Below are 20,419 nucleotides of genomic sequence, written 5' to 3' on the forward strand. Positions count from 1 at the left end.
CGCCGTACGCGGCGCCGGGCGTACGGAGCGCGGAAGCCGGGAGGGGACGGATGCGAGGCCATGTGCTGATCCTCGGCGGCACCGGGGAGGCGCGGCGGCTCGCCGCGGAGCTGGCCGCCGATCCGGGGCTGCGGGTCACCAGCTCGCTGGCCGGGCGGGTGGCCCGGCCGCGGCTGCCCGCCGGCGAGGTCCGCGTCGGCGGTTTCGGGGGCCCGGAGGGCCTGGCCCGGTGGCTGCGCGAACACCGGGTGGACGCCCTCATCGACGCCACACATCCCTTCGCGGACACCATCAGCCGCAACGCGGCCCTGGCCACCGCCGCGACCCGTGTCCCCCTGCTCGCCCTGCGCCGGCCCGGCTGGACGGCCCGACCGGGCGACGACTGGCACCCGGTCGCCTCTCTGGCGGAGGCCGCCGGGCTGCTCCCGGCCCTCGGGGAACGGGTGTTCCTGACGACCGGGCGCACGGGGCTCGCCGCCTTCGCGGACCTCACCGGGCTGTGGTTCCTGGTGCGGTCCGTGGACCCCCCGCAGCCGCCGTTCCCGCCCCGCACCGAAGTCCTGCTGGCCCGGGGGCCGTTCACGGTGGAGGGGGAGACGGAACTGCTGCGCCGGTACGCCGTCGACGTGCTGGTGACCAAGGACAGCGGGTCCGGGGCCACCGCCGCCAAGCTGACGGCGGCCCGGCAGGCCGGTCTGCCGGTGGTCGTCGTACGGCGCCCGGAGCTTCCGGAGGGCGTGCCGGCCGTGCGGGATGTGGCGGGGGCCGTCGCCTGGCTGCGGGGCCGTGCGGGGTGAGCGGAACCGCCCCGCGGCGGGCACCCGTCGCCGGTCCTCCCGCCCCGCACGGCCACCGGACCGCACGGCCACCGGACCGCCCGGTCCCCTGCCCCGTACGGGTACCGGTACACCAGTGCCGGTGCGGGGCCGCGAGCCCGTCCGCGCCGGCGTGCGCGACATCGGCGGACGGCAGGTCCTGCGGCGCCCGGGTGGCCCGGCCGGCCCCGGGTTTCCGCCCCCGCCGGTGGTGGCGGCGCCGGTCGCGCGGCACGGCACCGGAGGTGATGAAGACGGTCCCGCGGCCCTGGAGGAGGTGGCTGCGATGGCCGGCGAAGACCCCGATGGTCCCGGCGCCCCGCCCTTGCGGGTCCGGGGTCCGGAGCCCTTGCCGTCCGTGCTCCGCACGTATGTGGCGCACACCTTCCCGTCTTCCCTTCCGGCCGGCACGACCCGCCTCCGGCGTCCTGTCCGGGCGCACGGAAACGGGCCCGTGGGGTTCACTTTCTCACGCCCCGTACTCGCGTCTTCCGCCCGGTGAGCTGCCTTCCGCCCCCGCGGGGGGACGCCGCACGCAGGCCCTCCACGGCACGCGCCCCGCGCCCGTCCGGCGAGGGGGCCCGGGCTCCTGCCCGCCGGCGTCCCGGGAGTACGACACCACTGCCACCACGCCGGCCCTGTACGCACTGCACGGCTTCCACCGCGACCTGGCCGACTTGGCGGACCGCCGTGACGACCTCCTCCTGGTCGACCTGCCCCACCCTCTGCGGCAGCCGACGACAGCCGCACACCTTCGGACGAGGCAGGCCCGGTCCTCCCGGAGACCGCGAGGGCCGTCGGCGGAGGTCCGCACCGCACACTTCTGGGGGCTTATCGCCCGGAGATTTTCCGGCACCGGAAAGAAAGAACTTCCACCGCAACGACGAGACCCTTGCCAGGGGCAAGGGATGCGGGAGGCCGGGTCGCACCTGTGTCGTGGTTGAGGGCGGTCCGAGAAGGCGACTTGCTCTTCGCGGCTGTGGATCCGGAGCGCCAGGGGCGCAGTTGACGCAGGCGAACTTCGCCTGGGTGACGCGGTTCTCCTGCAAGCTGGGGCCTGTACCCGTCCCGGCTTCCTGGCAGGGACCGTCCTTCATGGGCGACAGCGAGACCGCTGGTCATGCCGGACCCCGAGTTCGGGGCGGTGGGGTGCTGCTCGGGCCCAGGACGTCGGCCAGCATCGCGGCGACCGGCTCGCGGGTCTCCTCCTGGACCGCTGCCTCCTTGATGGAGCGCCACAGGGCGTAGGCGCGCTTGGCGGAGAGACGGGTCTGCGGGTCGGCGGCGCCCGCCGTCACCAGGTACAGGCCGGTGACGTGGAGATACCAGCGGGTGGCGGCGCCCGGGTCGCCGGCGAGGTGGGCCAGGTGGGCGCGGACCTCGCGGATGTGGATGGTGTGGGGGTGGACCTCCCCGTGTGCGCGGGTGATCTCGTCGTCCAGCGCCTCGGCGCGCTCCTCGGCCGCGGCCAGGTCTCCGCGTTCCGCGGCGGCCGTGATGGCGGCGAGTTGGTTCCGTACGGATTCGGGGACGGCGGTGGCTGCGGGCCCGGCCGCGGGGACGGCGGTTCCGGCGGACGCGGGGGCGCCACCGGGCTCCGGCTCCGGTGCCCCCGGCCGGGCGCCGCCGGTATCCCAGAAGTGCGGGGTGACGGTGCCCCAGGGGAGGAACGCGGGGTCGTGCGGTTCCGGCGAGGCCGCCTCCGCGTCCCGCTCGGTGTGAAGGGTGTCCGGCATCAGACCTCCAGTCCATGGCTGTGCGGGTAGGGGATCGGTTCGACATCGGAGCCGTACTCCGGGGCGGTGCGGATCTCGAAGCGCAGGTGCGGTCCGGAGGAGTTGCCCGTGGAACCCGTCCGGACGATCCGCCGCCCCCCGTCGACGGTCTGCCCCGGGCGCACGTCCAGCCGTGACCGGTGCGCGTACTGACTGTGCATGCCGTCCGGGGGGCGGATGACGGCCGCGCGGCCGTACGGGCCGGCCCGGAAACCGGACTCCTGCAGCGGCTGCGCCGCCGGTACCGCGGCCGGCGGACCCTCGGGGCAGCGCGCGGCGGCCTCCTGGAGCAGCCCCGCGTACGCGGCCGGCCCCCCGCCCAGCCGGATCTTCGGGGCGCCGGCCGCGACGAGAGCCGGCTCCTCCTCGTCGCCGAAGGCCGCGAGCAGGAACACCAGGGCGAGCGTGGGAGTGCGGGGCACGGCGGCCGAGGCCGGGCAGAGCGCCGCCCCGCGCTTGACGTCCATCCGCCCCCTCCGCACGGTGCTGACGCGCCGCCGTGGTCACCGGTCGCCTCCGTCACGCGTCCGCGGCCGGGCGGCGGCTCTCCGGCTCGTGAGTCACGCAACGCATGTGTACCGCTACGCAGCGACACTAGACTGTCGCGCGCCGTCGGCTCCCGCGGCGAAGGCCAAGCCGCTCCGCACCCGCACTTTCGGGGGACACCGTGCCAAGAAGACCCCACGCTCCCGCCCCGCTGCCCCGTGACGCCCGGATCGTCGTACCGGTGATGGGCGCGGTCGGCGGCAGCGGCCGGTCGACGACCGCCGCGCTGCTCGCCGGCGCCCTGGCCGCCCGGGGCTCCACCGCCGTCCTGGACACCGCGCCGCGGCTCACCTCGCCCTGGCCGTCCTGGGCCGTGGAGGCGGGCACGGGCCTGGCCGCCGTACCGCCCGACCAGCCGTTCACGCGCGGGCAGTTGCTCGCCGCCGCCTCCCGCTGCGCATCTCCGCCCGGCCGGGGCTGGCACGTCCTGACGGACCACCAGGAATGGAGCGGCCCGCTGCTGCCCCTGCCGGCGGAACCGGCCGCCTGGTACCAGCTCGCCGCCGCCGGGGGATGGCAGGCCGTCGTCACCGACACCGTCCACCCCGCCGGGCACGACACCGTCGCCGCCCGCCGCGCGGGCCACCCCGGGCTGTCGGCCGGCTGGTGCGCGCTGCCCTGCGCGGTGCCGGTGCTGTGCGCAGCGGCCACCGGGCCGGGCGTCCGGGTGCTGCAGACGGCGGTGATGGCGTTCTCCGCCGCGGGGCTGCCGCTCCAGCGCGCGATCGTCGTCTTCGTCGGCACGGGGGAGGGGCGGGCCCCGGCGGCGGTACGGGCCGCGTCCAGGATGCTCCGGCCGATGGTTTCCGCCGTGCTCGGCGTGCCGTTCGACCCGCACATCCGCGCCTTCGGCATGCGCGAACCCGAACGCCTCAAGTCCCGTACGGCGAAGGCCGGTGAGCGGCTGGCCGAGGCCGTAATCGCCTCCCTGCACGCCACCTGGGGCACGCCGCTGCCGCCCGCGCCCCTCCCGGCCGTGGCCCCGAACCCCGCCGCCCGCCCTTGTGGCAGCGCCGCCGGTTTGCCGGGCCTCAGCTGACTCGGCGAGTTCGTCCGGACGGTCCCCGAGCGCGGGGCCGGGCCCCACCGGCTCAACCCCCCCGATCGGCCAGGACCGGGGCCCATTTTTTTCACTGTCCGGCTCATTCGATCTCGTGGCAAGATCGCGGGATGCTACGACTAACCGACTTCATCATCGACTGCCCGGACACGATGAAGCTGGCAGCCTTCTACTCCGAGGTGACGGGTCTCCCGGTCAAGGAGGACAGTAACGAGAACTGGGCCGGTATCCGGCTCGGCGAGATCGAACTGGCCTTCATCCGGGTGGCGGACTACCGCGCCCCGCAGTGGCCCGACGGCGAGCACCCCAAGCAGTTCCACCTCGACTTCGAGGTCGACGACATCGAGGCCGAACAGCGCCGCGTCCTGGCCCTCGGAGCGGCCCTGCAGCGGGACTGCGTCGGGCCCGACGGCTACGGCTTCCGCGTCTACACCGACCCCATCGGCCACCCCTTCTGCCTCTGCCGCAACAAGGGTGTCGTCTGGACCGATCAGGGCCCCGTCTGGCCCGAGCGCGACTAGGCACTGCCTCTTGGATCCGTCCGCGAGATGGTCATGCCCGTGATCGATGCCTGGGTGATCGATGACGGCAGCACCACCCCGGTGTCGTCCGAGGTGGTGCTGGAAACTCTTCGGGCCAGGATCGGCACGGGGCAGCTCGAAACGTGGCTGACCAGTTCGTCCGGCCGGTCTCTGGGCCTCGTGACGAACGCCGATCGGGCGATGGCGGTGCTCCTCGATGGGGAGGACGATCCCGGCGAGCACGCTGTGGACCCGGGAGCCCACGGATCGAGTAAGGGCTTCGTCCTCGCCAACGGGCAGTACGACGTGTACCCCAACGAGGACACCGTGCCGATCGGCGAAGCGTTCAGGATCGTGGAACACATCATCCGTGAGGGATCCCGACCACCGTTCACCCGGTGCCCGCCCACGACCGCGTGGTGTTCCTCAACCCGCTGGTCACCTCACCGCACATCGTCGTGGGCGAGGACACCTGCTACGACGACCCGGACGGCGCCACGGACTACGAGCACCGCAACGTCCTCGGCGGACCTGCCCGGTCAGGGCCGCTGCCGCCGGGAGCCGAAGTAGGCGTAGGCGAACCCCTCGTCCGCGTGGGGCGCCCGGGTCCACGAGCGGGTGGTGAAGGTGCGGAGCCTGCCCCGGGTCAGCGCGAAGCGGGGGAGCGAGAGCCCGATCTCGCTGTGCAGGGCTTCCAGCAACCGCCGTTCACGGTCGAGTCCGGTGTCCTCCGGACGGAAGAGCCGGGCCGGGTCCAGGGCGCCGGGTATCGCGCCGGAGCGCTGGATCTCCGTGCCCCGTACGGTGAACGCGTAGAGTTCCGCGCCCTGTTCGGCCACCGACAGGTGGAACGCGGCCGGGCGGCCGCCCGGGGACGTGCTCCCCGGGTCGCGCCACACCACCACCGCGCGGCCGGACGCGGAGGCGGCCGGGGCGGGCGACAGGAACAGCTCCCCCAGGTGGGCGAGCGAGTGGCCGTCGAAGGCGAACGCCCACCCCTCGGCGGTGCGGCCGGCGGCGACCACGGGCCGGTCCTCCCAGAGTTCCACGCCCTCCCGCTCGTGGGGCCGCGGTGCCCGCCGGGACGCCTCGCGCGGGTCCACGGGCGGGCTCAGTTCGGCGCCTTCCTCGCCGATCAGGGCGGGCAGGCGAGCGGGGTCGACTCCCTCGGCCCAGACGCAGCGGTATCCGTCGCGCGGCTGCCGGTTCGCGGCGGGCTCTGTCAGCCACGCAAGCCCGGGCGGGTCGAGAGCGGTCACCGGACCGGGAGCGGGCCCCGTCTCCCCCGACCGCGGTGTCGCGAGGATCTCCCGTCCGCGCTCCGGGGTGATCAGCGGACCGAGGACCGGATCGGCGAGCAGGCCGACCGGGGCGATCAGCGAGGGTCCGGGCGTCTCCCACAGGGGCAGCGCCTCCCGCAGCATCCGCCACGCGGTGTCGGTCGCGCCCCGGACGGCCGACTCTTGGGCCTCGGCGACGGCCCGTCCCCACGGACCGGAAGGCGCGTAGCGGTGGGTGCCGTCCCGCAGTGCGCCCAGTACGGCCTCGGCGGTCCGCCGGGCGGCCCCGCGGGCGGCCATCATCCCGAGCCAGTGGTCGTCCCCGCCCGGCCGCCATGCGCCGCGTGACGGAGTCATGGCCTCCACGGGCAGGATCTCGGGCAGGTAGCGCGGGTCGGCGACCAGGCCGCCGTAGCCCCGGGGGCTGTGCGGGTCCAGCAGCTGCCGGATCTGGTTCAGCAGGACGGCGCTCCGCGGCCGTCCGAAGGACCGCGCCTCTTCGAGGAGAGGCAGTGCCTCCTCGTACCGTCCGCGCAGGGCCCGCAGGCGGGCGTCCTCCACGCGGGCGTCCTGGGCGCGCGTGGTCGCGTTCACGAAGTCGGGACTCTCGGCCCGATCGCTGTGGAAACCGCGGTACATGGCCTCCATGTAGGCACGGAACGACGGGTAACGGTCGGGGAGTTCACCGCCCCAGCCCTTGTAGAGGTAGAGCGCCCACTCGCCGTCCCGGCCGGTGTCGCCCGGGTCGAGCAGGGCGTGCGACATGTCGGAGTCCGTCTCCAGCCGGAGGGCCCGTCGCCACATGCCGGCCAGCAGGACGTCCTCCTCGCGCGGGTCGTCGCCCAGATTCTCCTCGTACAGCGGAGTCATGTCGTACGGATCCCGGAACCAGTCGATGTCGGCGGCGCCGCCGAGCTGATAGACCCCGGCCGTCTCGTCCACGTGCCACCCGTCGCTCACGGCCAGGAACTCCCGGTACGAGGGAGGCAGCCGCCGCCCCAGCCGTTTCTCGGCCGCGGCGATCACCGCCTCGTCCGCCCCGGGCCGGCCCGGGCCCGCGGCGGTCCGCTCACCGTCCTCGTCCTCGTCCCCGTCGCCGCGCGGAACCCACTCCTCCTGCCAACGTCCCAGGAAGGCCCGCCAAGTGAAAGACTCGTCGCTCATGCCCGGATGGTGTCACCCGGCACCGACAATGCACCGGCCCGTCCCCGGACACCCCCTCCGCCGGTCTCCAGGTGGAACGGCATCTTCTTGTAGGCGGGCATGGGACCCACTCTGCTGCACGAGTCACCGCGAACCGCAGCCGGGCCACAGCCAGCGGGGCAATGGGACGACCGGCGGACAACCGGAGGATACGCTTCCGCGGCGCGCTCGCCGCGGCCGTCACCCATCGCGACCCGGCATGCCCACGCGGCGGCCGTCTCGAAGAGCGCGTCGATCACACCGCTTCCGCCGTACTCCACTCCAGGCCCGGCGTGAGGTCCCGCGAAGGGCTCCGCCGGCGCGTCCGGCGTGGACGGGCCCGGTCTCAGCCGCGGATGGCCCACTCGCCGGAGGAGAGGTCCGTGCCGGGCAGTCCCCGGGGAAGCAACTGCCGGGCGTCGGCGGCCGCTTCACGGGACTCCGGGGTCCGGCAGAGTGCCTCGGCGAGGTGCCCGTTGATGGCCTCGTCGATCGGGCTCGGCTCCAGGGCGGTCCCGTCCTCGTTGAGGCGCTGGTACTTCATGAGGTTCAGGCCCAGGGCGAACTGGCGCTCGCCGTCGCGGCTGGACAGGGCGATCGTGCCGGCGCCGAAGACCGCCCCGTCGTGGCCCCAGAAGCGGCCGCAACCGGGCAGGTCGAGCACATAGATGCCGAGGCCGTAGTCGATGCGGGCGGGGCCGGCCGCGACGGGGACCGTGCGCAGCATCTCGTCCAGGGCGGCGGGTCCGAGCAACCCGCCCGTCAGCAGGGCGCGGTAGAAGCGGTTCAGGTCGTCGGTCGTCGAGATGACCGCGCCCGCGGTGGACGCCCAGGACATGTCGTAGACGCTGTAGTCGCGAGGCGGGTCGATCAGGCCGTGGAACGACTCGTACATCCGGGAGTGCGGGCCCTTGATGTACGGGGTGCGGGGGTAGGAGGTGGCGCGCAGCCCGGCCCGGTCGATGACATGGCGGGTGATGTACGTCCCCGCGTCCTGGCCGGTGACCTTCTCCAGGAGCAGGCCGGCGATCACGTAGTTGGTGTTGGAGTACGATCCCGGCTGCTTGCCGGGCCGTCCCGTGGCGGGTGCCTCCAGACCGAGCCGCACCAGCTCTTCCGGCCGGATGGAACGGAAGCGTCCTTCGTCGAGGCTTTCGGCGGAGTTGACGGCGAGGGACGGGAAGGCGCCCAGGACGTAGTCGCCGATGCCGCTGGTGTGGTTGAGGAGCATCCGCACGGTCACGTCGCGGCCCCGCTCCCCGGGGACCAGGTCCGGGAGGTACTCGCCGATGGACGCGTCGAGCCGGATCCGGCCGCGTTCCACCTGCTGGAGCACCGCTACGGCGGTGAACGTCTTGCTGATGCTGCCCACTCGGTGGCGCATGCCGGGCCTGACAGGGCGCCCGGTGTGCACGTCGGCGATCCCGGACGCGCCGGTCCACCGCTCCGCCCCCTCGCGGACGGAGGAGTAGCTGCCGTACATGCCCGCTTCGTGAACGGCGCCCAGCGTGGTGCGCAGAGCGCCGCGGTCCAGGGGCTCGGCCGCCGGCGAGGCGGTTTCGGCTTTTTTTAGGCCGCCGGCGCCGCGGTGGCTGTCAGCAGCGTGGCGCCGAGGATGATTCCGGCGAGTCGGGTGATGCGCAAGGTTGTTCCTTCCCCAGTGTCGAACGGGTGTCGGAGCAATCCTCATGGGCCCGGGCGCGGCCTCACATCCTTCTCGCGGATGATCGGCGGCGCAGTGCCGCGAACCCGGCGTCCGGCGTGGCTCTCCACGGGCCGGCCAACGCCCTCGCGGCACGCTCGGCGCGGCCGCCCGCCCCTCCGGCGCGCTCAGGAGACGTCGGACACAGCCCCGGGCCTGTCGAGAACCAGTTCGCGCTCCACCTTGGCGGGGTCGCCCTTCACGGGCGCGGTCACCCCGGAGGGGGCGAATCCGTACCGGCGGTAGAAGCGTTCGGCCCGCGCGTTGTCCTGGTGGACGTACAGCCGCGCCCTTGTCACGTCCTCGACCGACCACGCCCATCCGACGGCCGCCTCGAAGAGCGCGTCGATCACACCGCTGCCGCGGTGTTCGGGGCGCACGAAGACGCCGACAATGTGCGCCTGGCGCCGCTCGACGGCCGTGCCGAACGGGTCGACGCCCCCCGCGTCCTCGATCAGCACCGTCACCGTGCCGGTCCAGGCTCCGTCCCGGCCGTCCTCGGCCACGAACTGGCGCACCCGCGTTCCGCCGGCCGCCGATCCCCTGGCCCGTTCCTGCCAGAAGGAGTCCGGCTTCGCGGCCGCCTGCTCGTACGTGTCGAGGAAGGCGATCGGAGCAGCCGGGTCCTTCAGCGCCAGGAGCCGCAACTCCTTCACCTCGGGCCACTCTTCGGCACGGATGGGGCGGACGGAGTGGCGCGGAACGTCGTTCATGCTGCCGGACCCCAGGGGAGGGCCGTTCCGGGGTGCCACGGCATTTTCGCAGGTAGGCAGTCGGGCGCGGATCCGTGTGGCGTGAGGTCGACGTCAAAGTGCAGCATCTCCGGGGTGCGGTGGAACGGCCCCCGAGCATGCACAATCACCGTGCCGTGAGGCGCGAGTGCCTTGCGAAGGCATGCGGTGAGTTTCGCCTCTTCCTGGGGCGTGGCTTCGGCCCAAAGGGCCGGCCGGACGAGCCGGTAGGGCGCCAGGGCCACCGGTTCCCGTTCTCCGCCAGGCAGATCATCACGCGTCATGGGACCGGTCTACCCCACGGCAGCCGACACTCGCGGCCCGGGCTCCCCCTACACGACGCCGGCCGGGGACGCCATCCCGCCACGGCCAACGCGGGGAAACAGGCGTCTTCGGCGCGGCCGTCGGTGCGGAGCAGCAGGCGGGTGGCTACCGGGCCGACGCGCCGATGAGTTCGTCGGCGGTCCACCGTGCGACACCGGCGGGGAAGGGGGCCGGCAGTCCGAGGACGATGTGCCGGAAACCGGCGTCGGTCGCCTCCGCGATCGCGTCCCGCGTGGTCTCCGGCCGGTCGTAGTCGACGGCCAGATGGATCGAGCGGGTGATGGACGCGGGATCGCGGCCGAGCTCGGCGCAGTAGCGGTCCAGCAGGGCGCTGCGGTTGACGGCGTCGTCGATGCCGCCGCCGGGGATGTTCCACAGGTCGGCGTGCTCGGCGGCGATGCGCAGGGTCGCGGAGGAGCGGCCGCCGATGAGGATCGGCGGGTGCGGGCGCTGGACGGGCTTGGGGTTGCCGAACGCTCCGGTGAGCTGGTGGTGGGTGCCGTGGAAGTCGAACGGTTTCTCCTCGGTCCAGAGCCGGCGGATCACCGTGCAGGCTTCGGCGAGACTTCCGACGGCGTGCGCCGTGTCGTGGAAGGGCAGGCCGTGGGCCGTGTACTCCCGCCGGGCCAGGGGGTGGTCGGGGCGGGAGCCGACGCCGATGCCGAAGTCGAGACGTCCGCCGGAGACGATGTCGACGGTCGTGGCGATCTTGGCCAGCATCGCGGGGGGCCGGAACCGGTTGCTGGTCACCATGACGCCGAGCCGCAGGCGTTCCGTCCGGGCGGCCAGGGCCGCGAGCAGCGTCCAGCCCTCGTAGGCCGGTCCGTCCGGGTCGCCGCCGATCGGCATGAGGTGGTCGAACAGCCAGGCGTGCTCGATCCGCGGGATCGTGTCCGCCTCGCGCCAGACCCGCAGGACGTCGTGGTAGCCGACCTGCATGGGAGCGGTCATGATCCCGAAGCTGGGCCGGGGAGTGTGTGGTGGCGTGTGCGGTGGTGGGTGTGGCATGGGGCTGGGGTCCTTTCGACGGCCGCAGCGCCGGACGGGCGCCTGGCGAAGGGCAGTTGGGATGGGGAGGGAAGGGACGGGGCGGAAGGAGAGGACGGGGTGACGCGCCACGGGCCGGGTTGGCCGAGAGCGCGGCGTCCGGCGTGACGAACCGCCGCCCGGACGGCCTTGTCCGCCTCCTCCGCCTCCTCCGCCCCGGCCGCTCCGGGTGCCCCGGCCGTCCGGGCCACCCCGGCACCTGGGCCGCACCCGGGCCGTCCCCCGGCCCCGGTCTCCTGGGCAGCCCCGGCGGGTGCCGGTGAGCCGGCGGGGTATCACCTGCTCGCCGGCACCCGTGTGGTGCGCCGGGGACCGGGACGGGGGGAGGGGCGGCCGGTTCCCGCAGACGGTCAGCGGCGCCGCAGCGAGGCGTCCAGCAGGGAGGGCGGGGTGTCGAACTTCTCGTGCGGGGCGAGGTCCGTGCCGGGAGCGACGATGGCGTCGATCGCGTCGAGGACGTCGGCGGAGAGCACGGTGCCGGCCGCGGTGGTCTGCGCGTGCAGATGGTCCAGGGTGCGTGGGCCGATGAGCGCGCTGGTCACGGCCGGGTGTGCGGTCACGAAGCCGAGGGCGAGCTGGATCATCGTCAGGCCGGCCCCGTCGGCGACCTTCGCGAGCTGTTCGACGGCGTCGAGGCGGGCCCGGTTGACGGGGAGGCTCGTGTCGAAGCGTTCCGGCATGAACGCCGCGCGGCTGGTCGTGATCTCCCGGCCCGCGCGGACCGCGCCCGACAGCCAGCCGGACGCCAGCGGGCTCCACACCAGCACCCCGAGCCCGTACCGCTCCGTCACGGGCAGGACGTGGGTCTCGATGCCGCGCTGCAGGATCGAGTAGCTCGGCTGTTCGGTGACGTACCGGCTCAGGCGGTGCTCGTGGGCGGCCCACTGGGCCTCGACGATGCGGTGGGCGGGGAAGGTCGAGGAACCGAAGTAGCGGATTTTTCCGGCGCGTTGGAGGTCGGTCAGCGCCGACAGGGTCTCCTCGTCGCTGGTGTCCGGGTCCCACCGGTGGATCTGGTAGAGGTCGACGTGGTCGACGCCGAGGCGGCGCAGGCTGTCGTCCAGCGCGGTGACCAGCCAGCGGCGCGAGCTGCCCCGGTGGTTGCGCTCCTCGCTCATCGGCATGGCGGCCTTGGTGGCCAGCACGATGTCGTCGCGGCGGCCGGCGATGGCCTTGCCGACCATCTCCTCCGACTCGCCCCGGCCGTACATGTCGGCGGTGTCGATGAGGTTGATCCCCGCCTCCAGGGCGGCGTCGACGATGGCGGTGGCCTCGTCCTGGGTGGTGCGCCCGATCGCGCCGAAGTTCATGGCGCCGAGTGCGAGGGTGCTGACCTGGACGCCGGTGCGGCCCAGGGTGCGGTACTGCATGGGCTGTCTCCTCAGTGAGTGATCGCGTCATCGCGCATGAGGCGCGGATGGAGCGCGGGAGTGGCGCGGCTGCGCGGTGCGGGCGGTGCGGGCGGCGCAGCGCATGGCATGGCTTGGTGGCCGGGCCCCGGCTCTGGCATGATGCACAAAGCGGAACCCCGTTCCGGAAGAGACGATACGGAACTCGGTTCCGCTTTGGCAAGCGTGAGGGGAGAGGAGCGGCGCGATGAACGGAAGTGGCGAGTGCGCGGGGCCTGCGGACCGGCCCCGGCGGGCGGACGCCCGGCGCAACCGGGAGGCGTTGCTCGACGCGGCCGCCGCGGTCTTCGTCAGCTCGGGCGTGCAGGCGCCGGTACGCGACATCGCGGCGGAGGCAGGCGTCGGGGTGGGCACGATCTACCGGCACTTCCCGAAACGGGCGGACCTCATCATCGCCGTCTTCCGGCACCAGGTGGAGGCCTGCGCCGAGGCCGGGCCGGCCCTCCTGGTGAACAGCCCGACCCCCTATGCCGCACTGGGGCGCTGGATCGACCTCTTCGTCGACTTCCTCGTCACCAAGCACGGTCTCGCGGCCGTGCTGCGGTCCGACAACACCGGCTTCGAGGCGCTGCACGCCTACTTCCTGGACCGCCTCGTGCCCGTGTGCACCGAACTGCTCGACGCCGCGGCCGCCTCCGGGGAGATCCGGTCCGACGTGCGGGCCCTTGAACTCATGCGTGGCGTCGGCAATCTCTGTGTGGGCGCCGACGATCCCCGCTACGACGCGCGCCGCATGGTCGGACTCCTCATCGCGGGACTGCGCAAGCCGCGGTGACGGCCGGCCGGGCGGCCGGGCGGCCGGTGCGGGCCGCCCCCGGCCGCTCCGCTCCTCCCCGTCCTGCCCCGCGTCCTGCCCCGCCCGGCCCCGCCCGGCCCGGCCGGTCCCCGAGGCCGCCCCCGCGTACGGCGGAAGGGGCCCCGGGGCACGAGCCGAAGGCTCTCAACGGACGTGCCCCGCGAGCCGCCTCAGGACCGCTCCGTTCCCGCGCCGTTGTTCGCCGGGAGGGACTCCCAGAGTCCGACCAGCTCCTTCGCCAGGTCCGGGTGCCCGGCCGCCAGGATCGGGGAGCCGAAGACGAAGTCGCGGCCCTCCGCGCCCAGGACGGCCACGCCGTTCCGGCGGAGCAGCGCGACGCCCGCGGCCACGTCCCAGGGGGCCGGGCCGAAGCAGACGCAGGCGTCGAGCCAGCCCTCGGCCACCGCCGCCAGGTCCAGGCTCATGCAGCCGTGCATCCGCACCCGGTACGCCACCCCGCCCAGTAGGCCGGAGAGGAAGGTGCCGGAGCGGGACCGGGGCGAGCCGGTGCCCGTGACGGAGACGATGGCCCGGGCGACCTCGCGCACCCCGGACGGCTCCGTGGACGGGCCGCTCTCCGGCCCGACGGTCCAGCGGCGGTGCAGGGCCGGGGCGTGCAGCACGCCCACGGACGGGGTCCCGGCCTCCGCGTAGGCGAGGGAGACGGCGTGCAGCGGCGCGCCCCGGGTGTAGTTCATCGTGCCGTCGATGGGGTCCAGCAGCCAGCAGCGGTCCGGGAGCGGGCCCGCCTCGGCGGACTCCTCGCCGATGACGGGGATGTCCGGGGTCCGCTCGCGCAGGACGCGGGTCACCCGTCGTTCGACCTCGACGTCGGCGTCCGTGACCTCCTCGCCGGACTCCTTGAATCTCTTCTCGGACCACTCGTCTCCGGCCCGCCCTAGCCATGCGACTCCCGCCTCGACGGCTTCCTCGGCGACAGTCAGCAGGTCGTGGTGCTCGTTCACGTCGGTCCAGGGCCTTTCCACCGGAGTACGGGCTGTGCGCTCCGGCCGCCTCGCCCCGCTCCCCGGTGTCGCCGGCGACTCCGGGGAGCGGGGGCACGGCCGGTTCGGAGGCCAACGTACCGGTCCGGGCGGCCGGACCCGGTCCCGGGCCGTGCGGGGCGGGGGAGAAGGCCCGGCCGGGCGGCCGGCCCCGGCCGGGATCTCGCCGGATCCGCCTCGCCGCGGAACCCGGCCCCGAGCTCTCCCGGTGCGCCTGGGCCGGTGCGTCCGTGCCGCGGGCCCGTGCCGGCGGGTCCGTGCCGGTGCGCCTGCCGCGGTACGCCCCGGCCGCGTGCCGCCCGGGCCGCGGGCGGTCCCGCGTGCCGGGACCGGGCGGCCCCTCGCGCTGCGGACGTTCGGCCCTGTGCGGCCTTGTCCGCTTCCGGTTGGCTGGAGGGGTATCGAGGAGGTACGTGATGCAGAAGATGACCGTGAACTTCCTGGACGGGGAGTCCTACTCGGTCGCGGTGCGCGGCCACGAGTTCACCGTGGACCAGCCCCTGGACGCCGGGGGCGACGACCTCGGCCCCACCCCCGTCGAGTTGTTCACCGCCTCGCTGGCCACCTGCGTCGGCTACTACGCCGGCCGCTATCTGGCCCGGCACGACCTGCCGCGGGAGGGCCTGCGGGTGGAGACGGAGTTCGCCATGGCCGGGAACCGCCCGGCCCGCGTCGCGGAGGTGCGGATGCGCCTCATCGTCCCCGGGGAGCTGCCGGAGCAGCGCCGCAGGGCACTGGCGGCTGTGGTCGGCAACTGCACCGTCCACAACTCGATCCGGCAGCCGCCGCACGTCGTGATCGACGTGGACTGAGACCCGGCCGGGAGGGCCGGGCTGTGGCACACCCGGCACACCCGGCGCGGCCGGGCGCGGGCCAGGGCACCACCGGGTATCCGCCCCGGTGGTGCCCTGGTGTTCGTCCCGGTGTTCGTTCGTTCCGCCCGGCTGGGCCCCGCCCCCGGCGGGTAAGGCATGTGGCCTCAGCGGCGTGCAGCACCTTGGGGCGGGTTACGGGGACGACGGTGACCCAGGCGCTGCACCCGGGCCGGCTGGGCTGCCTCGGCGAGGGCCGCGACGAACTCCGGCTGGAGGTGCGCGAGCCGGCCCGGGCGATGCTCCTGGGCGGCACGCCGTTCGAGGAGCCGATTCTGATGTGGTGGAACTTCGTGGGCCGCACCAGGGCGGAGATCGATGCCGCCCACGCATCCTGGCAGCGGCAGGACGACCGGTTCCGCCGCGTGCGGTCCGTGCTCCCGCGGATTCCGGTCGCCGCCCCGCACCGGCAGCGGGCCGGAGGGGAGCGGTGAGCGGCTCCCGGATGTGGACCGTCCGGCGGCATCGGAGGAACACCCCATGAGCACGGCCGTCCGCGACAACCCCGCCGGGAACCGCTATGAGATCCACGAGGGGGAACGGCTGGCGGGCTTCTCCGACTACCGGCTCAGCGGCGACCGGGGAATTGCCTTCACCCACACCGAGACGCTCCCGGAGTTCCGGGGACGCGGCCTGGCCGGGCGGCTGGTCGCCGGACAACTCGACGACGCCCGCCGCCGCGGGCTCGCCGTCCTGCCGTTCTGTCCCTATGTCCGGAAGTACATCGCCGAGCACGCCGACGCCTACCTCGGCCTCGTCCCCGCACAGGACCGCGCCCGGTTCGGCCTGCCCCGCCCGGAGACGGCATGACACCGAACGCTGCCGGCGCGCACGGCTCCGCCCCGCGCCCGGCCGCCCGGCCGTGCCGGCCCGGGTCCGGGCGTGGCGGCTCGGGCGTCAGCCGGGCGGCCCGGCCTGGTTCATCTCCGCCGCGATGTGCTCGCCCCAGGCCCGCACCTGTTCGCGGTCGCGGAAGTCTCCGCCCCTGCCCTCCGCGACGAGGCGGCGGGTGAGGAAGCCGTCGGAGTCCTCCGCGAGCCGGCCGCCGAAGGTCATGTGCTCGCGGGCGTGGACGTGTTCGGCGATACGGGCGACGGATTTCGGCGGCGGGATCCGCCTCTCGGAGGCGGAGGGGTCGAGCGGGCCGCTGCTGAAGAGCCAGACGGGCCGCCGGTCGAGCTCCTCGCGGTTCCGGCGGGCGAAGCGGACCGCGTCCTTCTGCCAGCGGCCGGAGTAGAGGCCGCCGCCGATCACGACGGCGTCGTACGGTTCGAGGTCCCGGACACCGGAGGCCGGGAGGACGACGACGTCGATCTCCCGGGCGCGCAGGGCGTCCCCGATCCACTGGGCGATGTCGGCGGTGGAACCGTGCTTGCTTCCGTAGGTGACGAGTACGCGCTGAGCCGTGGGCATGGTCTGTTCACCGGCCTTCCGTTGCCTGATGTTCCGTTCCGCTGTGTGCGGTGTTCCGTACCGCCGGGGGAGCGGCGGCCGGACGGCCCGGTGCGCGGCCCGGGCGGCGGGACCGGGCCCTCAGAACCGGCGGAGCCAGCCGTCGGCGATGCCGTGCAGGGCCGGTTCCACCGGGCGGATCCTCGCGTCGTCGTAGCGGTACGTCAGATGGCTGACCACGCTCACCACACCGTCCACCTGCCCGGCCATGTGCTCGGCGATCGGCACCTCGCTGCGCCGCTCCAGACAGCCCTCCAGAACCACCACGCCGCCCACGACCGTGACGCCGACGGCGTGCGGCGTCAGCCACAGGGCGTCGACCAGCACCTCGTCGATGATCTCCCGGCGGATGTCGGCGTCCGGCCGCAGGAAGATCTGGAGCAGGTCCCGGCGGGTGACGATGCCGACGAGCCGGTCCTCCTCGTCCACCACCGGCAGCCGCTCCACCTGGTGGCGCGCCATGGTGCGGGCGGCGTGCGCGATGGAGTCCAGGGCGCGGACGGTGACGGCGGGCGAGGTCATCAGCTCCCGCGCCGTCGGCGCACGGCCGTCTCCGGTGGCGGTGGCGGTGGCGGTGGCGGCGGCTGTGGTGGCGGCAGCGGCGGACCGGCGGGCGGCTCCGCCGACCGGATCCGGCCGGTGCGGCCGGTGCGGCCGGAGTCCCGCCTCCGGTCCTGCGTCCGCCCCCGTTTCCGGCCCCGCCCCGACTCCCGTCTCCCGGACGGCTCCCTCCCCGCCGAGGTGACCGCCCTCCCCGCTGAGGTGACCGCCCATCAGGTCGGCGACGGAGACCACCCCGATGACCTTCTCGTCGTCGTCCACCACCGGCATCCCGCTGATCCCGTGCTCGTCCAGCCACGTCGCGATGTCCTTGAAGGGGGTGGCGGCGACCGCGCGGACCACATCACTCGTCATCACGGTGCCGACCTCGCGGTGCTTCATGGTTCTCTCCTCCTCGGGCGTGCGGCGCGGCTCAGCGCAGCCGGCGCAGATAGGGGTCGCGCGCCTGCCGGGGCAGCAGGCGGATGCGGACGTCGAGCGCGGTGACGCCGTCGGGCCGGGCGACGACCGGGTTGAGGTCGGCCTCGGCGAGCTGCGGCAGGTCGCAGGCCATCCGCGAGACGCGCAGCAGCAGTTGTTCGAGCGCTTCCAGGTCGACCGGGCCGCCGCCGCGGTAGCCGAAGAGCAGCGGCGCGGAGCGCGGCGCGGTGATCAGGTCGTGCACGTCGCGGTCGGACAGCGGGGCGAGCCGCGCCGCGTGGTCGGCCAGCAGCTCGGTGGCGGTGCCGCCGAGGCCGAAGAGCACCAGCGGCCCGAAGACCTGGTCCTGGACGACTCCGGTGAACAGCTCGGTGCCGCGCTCCGCCATCGGCTGGACCAGCACCCCCGTCATGACCTCACCGAACCGTGCGGCCAGCGAGCGGTACGCCTGCCGCACCTTCTCCTCGCCGGCCAGGTCGAGGAGCACCGCGCCCTCCTCGGTCTTGTGCACCAGGCCGGGCCAGTACGCCTTGAGCACGACCCGGTCCTCCGGCCCGGGGGCGAGCCGGGCGGCGGCCTCGACGGCGCTCCGCTCGTCCTCGGCCCAGGCCCAGGGGAGCTGCGGGATGCGGTAGTGGTCCAGCAGTTCGGCGGAGCGGCGCGGGTCGAGCCAGCCGCCGTCGGGGTGTTCGGCGAGGAAGGCGTCCACCAGCGCGCGGGCGGCCTCGGCGTCGGTGCCGTGCGGCTCCGGGAAGGTGCCCGGCGGCCGGGCCAGGAACCGGGCCCGTTCCGCGGCGTGCGCCAGGGCGCGGGCGGCGGACTGCGGGTCCGCGTACGCGGGGACGGCGCCGCCGCCCCGGGTGTGCAGCAGCCGTACGGACTCGGCCTGGTCCAGCAGGACCGCCGCGACCGTGCGGGGCCGCCGCTCGGGCGTGGCGTGGGTGAGGGCCCGCAGCGGGTCGTCGCCCGTGGCCGCGGCCAGCGCGGTGGGGACGAGGGCGAGCAGCACCGCGTCCACGGCGCCGTGCGCGGCCAGCCGGTCGAGGACGGCGCTCAGCGACTGGTCGCCGACGGCCGCCGTGGCGTCCACGGGGTTGCCGGCGCTCGCGCCCGGCGGCAGCCACTCCAGCAGGTCCGCGACGAGGTCGGCGGGAAGCTCCGGCACGCTCAGACCCGCCTCGACGCAGGCGTCGGCGGCGAGGACGCCCGCCCCGCCCGCGTTCGACACCACGGCCACCCGCGACCCGGCCGGCAGCGGCTGGGCGTGCAGCAGGGCGGCGGTGTCGAGGAGTTCGCCGACGGTGCGGGTGGCGATGATCCCCGCCTGGGTGAAGAGGGCCTGCCGGGTCATGGTCGGCGTGGCGGCCGCGGCGGTGTGCGAGGCGGCGGCGCGCCGGCCGGCGTCCGAGCGGCCCGCGTCGACGGTCAGCAGCGGCATCGTGCGGGTGACGCGGCGGGCGGTGCGGGAGAAGGCGCGCGGGTTGCCGAAGGACTCCAGGTGCAGCAGGGCCAGGTCGGTGCGGCCGTCCTCCTCCCACCACTGCAGCAGGTCGTTGCCGCTCACGTCGTACTTGTCGCCGAGCGAGACGAAGCTGGAGACGCCGATGCCGAGCCGGGACAGGCCGCCCAGCAGGGCGATGCCCACGCCGCCGGACTGCACGGCGACCCCGGCGGTGCCGGGCAGCGGCCGGTGCGCGGCGAAGGTGGCGTCCAGCCGGACGGGTTCCTCGGTGTTGGCGACGCCCAGGCAGTTCGGGCCGACCAGCCGCATCCCGTACCGGCGGACCGTCACCAGCAGCGCCTCCGCCTCGGCGGCGCCCAGCCCGGAGGTCAGCACCACCAGGGCGCGCACCCCGGACTTGCCGCATTCCTCGGCCACTTGGGGCACGGCGCGCGCCGGGACGGCGAGCACCGCCAGCTCGGGCGGTTCGGGGATCGCCGTCACCGACGGGTAGGAGGGGGTGTGCTCGACGCTGTGCGTGTGCGGGTTGACGGCGTGCAGGGCGCCGGTGAAGCCGGCCCGGCGGATGTTGCGCAGCACGGCGCGGCCGACGGAGCCGGGTTTGGCGCCCGCCCCGACCACGGCGATGGAGCGGGGCCGCAGCAGCGGCCGCAGGCTGGCGGCGTCGGCGGTCCGGCCGCGCTCGTCGCAGGCGGCCAGGTAGCGCTCGTCCGGTTCCAGGCCGACGGTGCAGTGCACCTCGGTGTTCTCGAAGCGGCGGGCCGTGCTCAGGCCGAGGTCGGCGAAGACCTTGAGCATCGCGTGGTTCTCGGCGAGCGCGTCGGCGGTGAACGTGGCGACGCCGTTCGCGCGGGCCGCGTGCACCAGGTGCTCCAGCAGCAGGGTGCCGACGCCGCGGTGGTGGAAGTCGTCGGCGACGGCCAGGGCGATCTCGGCGGTGGTGGGGTCGGCCGGGTCGGTCTCGTACTCGGCGACGCCCACGAGCTGGTCCTCGCAGAAGGCGATCAGCGGCAGGAAGCCGGCGCGCGGCGGGCCGCAGAACCGCTCGGCGGCCCGCCGCCCGGACAGCCGGCTCGCCGCGAAGAACCGCAGCCTCCGGTTCTCCGGCGACATCTCCTCGTACAGCCACAGCACCTGGTGGAGGTCGTCCGGGCGCGCCTGCCGGATCTCCACCGTCCTGCCGTCCGCCAGCAGCGCGTGCGTCATCCCGGCGCGGTGCGCGGTCTCCGTCGTCATGGTGTCCACTCCCCTGGGGCGGCCTCGGCTTCTCTCCAGCATCCGGCGGGGCCGGGACGCCCGCAGGGGCTGGTGGGGGCACGGCGGCAGGGCCGTTCGGCCCCGGTGCGCGGCCGCCTGCCGGGCCGTGCGGAACCCGCTTCCGCGAGCAGGGCCGAACGGCCTCACCGGGCCCGGGCCGCTCGGTCCCCGAAGCCCTTCCGGGCAGGGGCCGTACGGCGTCC

The 20,419-nt window shown here is 74.6% G+C and carries 18 protein-coding genes and 1 pseudogene; 8 read left to right on the forward strand and 11 right to left on the reverse strand.

Features of this window, described 5'->3' with window-relative positions; all coding sequences use genetic code 11:
* Nucleotides 1–50 precede the first annotated feature (50 nt).
* Nucleotides 51–797 carry a cobalt-precorrin-6A reductase gene (locus KBZ10_RS09555; protein ID WP_210987076.1) on the forward strand — a complete coding sequence of 249 codons (747 nt, stop codon included), beginning with the start codon at nucleotides 51–53 and terminating at the stop codon, nucleotides 795–797.
* A 1,136-nt stretch (nucleotides 798–1,933) separates the two neighbouring features.
* On the opposite strand, the gene KBZ10_RS09560 is transcribed toward KBZ10_RS09555, so the two are convergent.
* Together KBZ10_RS09560 and KBZ10_RS09565 are read right to left on the reverse strand one after the other, a co-directional pair.
* Nucleotides 1,934–2,551 carry a hypothetical protein gene (locus tag KBZ10_RS09560; protein ID WP_210987077.1) on the reverse strand — a complete coding sequence of 206 codons (618 nt, stop codon included), beginning with the start codon at nucleotides 2,549–2,551 and terminating at the stop codon, nucleotides 1,934–1,936.
* Entirely contained in the window at nucleotides 2,551–3,057 is a 507-nt protein-coding gene (locus KBZ10_RS09565) for a M23 family metallopeptidase (protein WP_210987078.1), read from the reverse strand. Before KBZ10_RS09565 ends, KBZ10_RS09560 begins: the two co-directional genes overlap by 1 nt.
* Before the next feature lie 200 nt (nucleotides 3,058–3,257).
* Between KBZ10_RS09565 and KBZ10_RS09570 the strand changes: the two genes are divergently transcribed.
* The 3 genes from KBZ10_RS09570 to KBZ10_RS30505 all read left to right on the forward strand — a co-directional run bounded on the left by KBZ10_RS09570 (nucleotide 3,258) and on the right by KBZ10_RS30505 (nucleotide 5,287).
* Nucleotides 3,258–4,175 (forward strand): hypothetical protein, encoded by a 918-nt coding sequence (locus KBZ10_RS09570; RefSeq protein ID WP_210987079.1) that lies wholly within the window; start codon nucleotides 3,258–3,260, stop codon nucleotides 4,173–4,175.
* Between the two features lie 131 nt (nucleotides 4,176–4,306).
* The gene (locus KBZ10_RS09575) at nucleotides 4,307–4,717 is read left to right on the forward strand and encodes a VOC family protein (protein ID WP_210987080.1); all 411 of its coding nucleotides are present in this window, start codon (nucleotides 4,307–4,309) and stop codon (nucleotides 4,715–4,717) included.
* Between the two features lie 39 nt (nucleotides 4,718–4,756).
* Complete coding sequence (locus tag KBZ10_RS30505) at nucleotides 4,757–5,287, forward strand: hypothetical protein (protein ID WP_374223327.1); 531 nt, start codon at nucleotides 4,757–4,759, stop codon at nucleotides 5,285–5,287.
* Here the strand turns inward: KBZ10_RS30505 and KBZ10_RS09585 are convergent.
* The 5 genes and pseudogenes from KBZ10_RS09585 to KBZ10_RS09605 all read right to left on the reverse strand — a co-directional run bounded on the left by KBZ10_RS09585 (nucleotide 5,257) and on the right by KBZ10_RS09605 (nucleotide 12,353).
* Complete coding sequence (locus KBZ10_RS09585; RefSeq protein WP_210987081.1) at nucleotides 5,257–7,161, reverse strand: SMI1/KNR4 family protein; 1,905 nt, start codon at nucleotides 7,159–7,161, stop codon at nucleotides 5,257–5,259. The two genes, KBZ10_RS30505 and KBZ10_RS09585, sit on opposite strands and share 31 nt — an antisense overlap.
* Before the next feature lie 364 nt (nucleotides 7,162–7,525).
* A pseudogene (locus KBZ10_RS09590) lies at nucleotides 7,526–8,823 on the reverse strand (serine hydrolase domain-containing protein).
* A 186-nt stretch (nucleotides 8,824–9,009) separates the two neighbouring features.
* Nucleotides 9,010–9,594, reverse strand: coding sequence for a GNAT family N-acetyltransferase (locus KBZ10_RS09595; RefSeq protein WP_210987083.1), 585 nt, complete (start codon nucleotides 9,592–9,594; stop codon nucleotides 9,010–9,012).
* A gap of 447 nt (nucleotides 9,595–10,041) precedes the next feature.
* Nucleotides 10,042–10,887, reverse strand: a complete 846-nt coding sequence (locus KBZ10_RS09600; protein WP_247702072.1) for an LLM class flavin-dependent oxidoreductase — start codon at nucleotides 10,885–10,887, stop codon at nucleotides 10,042–10,044.
* Between the two features lie 446 nt (nucleotides 10,888–11,333).
* Nucleotides 11,334–12,353, reverse strand: coding sequence for an aldo/keto reductase (locus KBZ10_RS09605; protein WP_210987084.1), 1,020 nt, complete (start codon nucleotides 12,351–12,353; stop codon nucleotides 11,334–11,336).
* A gap of 226 nt (nucleotides 12,354–12,579) precedes the next feature.
* Here KBZ10_RS09605 and KBZ10_RS09610 point away from each other — a divergent pair, with 226 nt between their 5' ends.
* Nucleotides 12,580–13,167 carry a TetR/AcrR family transcriptional regulator gene (locus KBZ10_RS09610; RefSeq protein WP_210987085.1) on the forward strand — a complete coding sequence of 196 codons (588 nt, stop codon included), beginning with the start codon at nucleotides 12,580–12,582 and terminating at the stop codon, nucleotides 13,165–13,167.
* Nucleotides 13,168–13,358: 191 nt separating this feature from the next.
* On the opposite strand, the gene KBZ10_RS09615 is transcribed toward KBZ10_RS09610, so the two are convergent.
* Nucleotides 13,359–14,153, reverse strand: a complete 795-nt coding sequence (locus KBZ10_RS09615) for an inositol monophosphatase family protein (RefSeq protein ID WP_210987086.1) — start codon at nucleotides 14,151–14,153, stop codon at nucleotides 13,359–13,361.
* Nucleotides 14,154–14,608: 455 nt separating this feature from the next.
* Between KBZ10_RS09615 and KBZ10_RS09620 the strand changes: the two genes are divergently transcribed.
* The 3 genes from KBZ10_RS09620 to KBZ10_RS09630 all read left to right on the forward strand — a co-directional run bounded on the left by KBZ10_RS09620 (nucleotide 14,609) and on the right by KBZ10_RS09630 (nucleotide 15,874).
* A complete protein-coding gene (locus KBZ10_RS09620; protein ID WP_210987087.1) occupies nucleotides 14,609–15,004 on the forward strand; it encodes an OsmC family protein in 396 nt (131 codons plus the stop codon).
* A gap of 209 nt (nucleotides 15,005–15,213) precedes the next feature.
* Nucleotides 15,214–15,498, forward strand: coding sequence for a pirin-like C-terminal cupin domain-containing protein (locus KBZ10_RS29270; protein WP_374223328.1), 285 nt, complete (start codon nucleotides 15,214–15,216; stop codon nucleotides 15,496–15,498).
* 46 nt (nucleotides 15,499–15,544) lie between these two features.
* Entirely contained in the window at nucleotides 15,545–15,874 is a 330-nt protein-coding gene (locus KBZ10_RS09630) for a GNAT family N-acetyltransferase (protein WP_210987088.1), read from the forward strand.
* Nucleotides 15,875–15,961: 87 nt separating this feature from the next.
* On the opposite strand, the gene KBZ10_RS09635 is transcribed toward KBZ10_RS09630, so the two are convergent.
* The 3 genes from KBZ10_RS09635 to KBZ10_RS09645 all read right to left on the reverse strand — a co-directional run bounded on the left by KBZ10_RS09635 (nucleotide 15,962) and on the right by KBZ10_RS09645 (nucleotide 20,195).
* Entirely contained in the window at nucleotides 15,962–16,477 is a 516-nt protein-coding gene (locus tag KBZ10_RS09635; RefSeq protein WP_210987089.1) for a flavodoxin domain-containing protein, read from the reverse strand.
* A 120-nt stretch (nucleotides 16,478–16,597) separates the two neighbouring features.
* The gene (locus KBZ10_RS09640) at nucleotides 16,598–17,458 is read right to left on the reverse strand and encodes a CBS domain-containing protein (RefSeq protein WP_210987090.1); all 861 of its coding nucleotides are present in this window, start codon (nucleotides 17,456–17,458) and stop codon (nucleotides 16,598–16,600) included.
* 31 nt (nucleotides 17,459–17,489) lie between these two features.
* The gene (locus KBZ10_RS09645; protein ID WP_210987091.1) at nucleotides 17,490–20,195 is read right to left on the reverse strand and encodes a bifunctional GNAT family N-acetyltransferase/acetate--CoA ligase family protein; all 2,706 of its coding nucleotides are present in this window, start codon (nucleotides 20,193–20,195) and stop codon (nucleotides 17,490–17,492) included.
* Nucleotides 20,196–20,419: the final 224 nt, after the last annotated feature.

Origin of the sequence: Streptomyces sp. F63, from assembly GCF_018070345.1 — a bacterium.
In the GTDB taxonomy this organism is placed as follows: domain Bacteria; phylum Actinomycetota; class Actinomycetes; order Streptomycetales; family Streptomycetaceae; genus Streptomyces.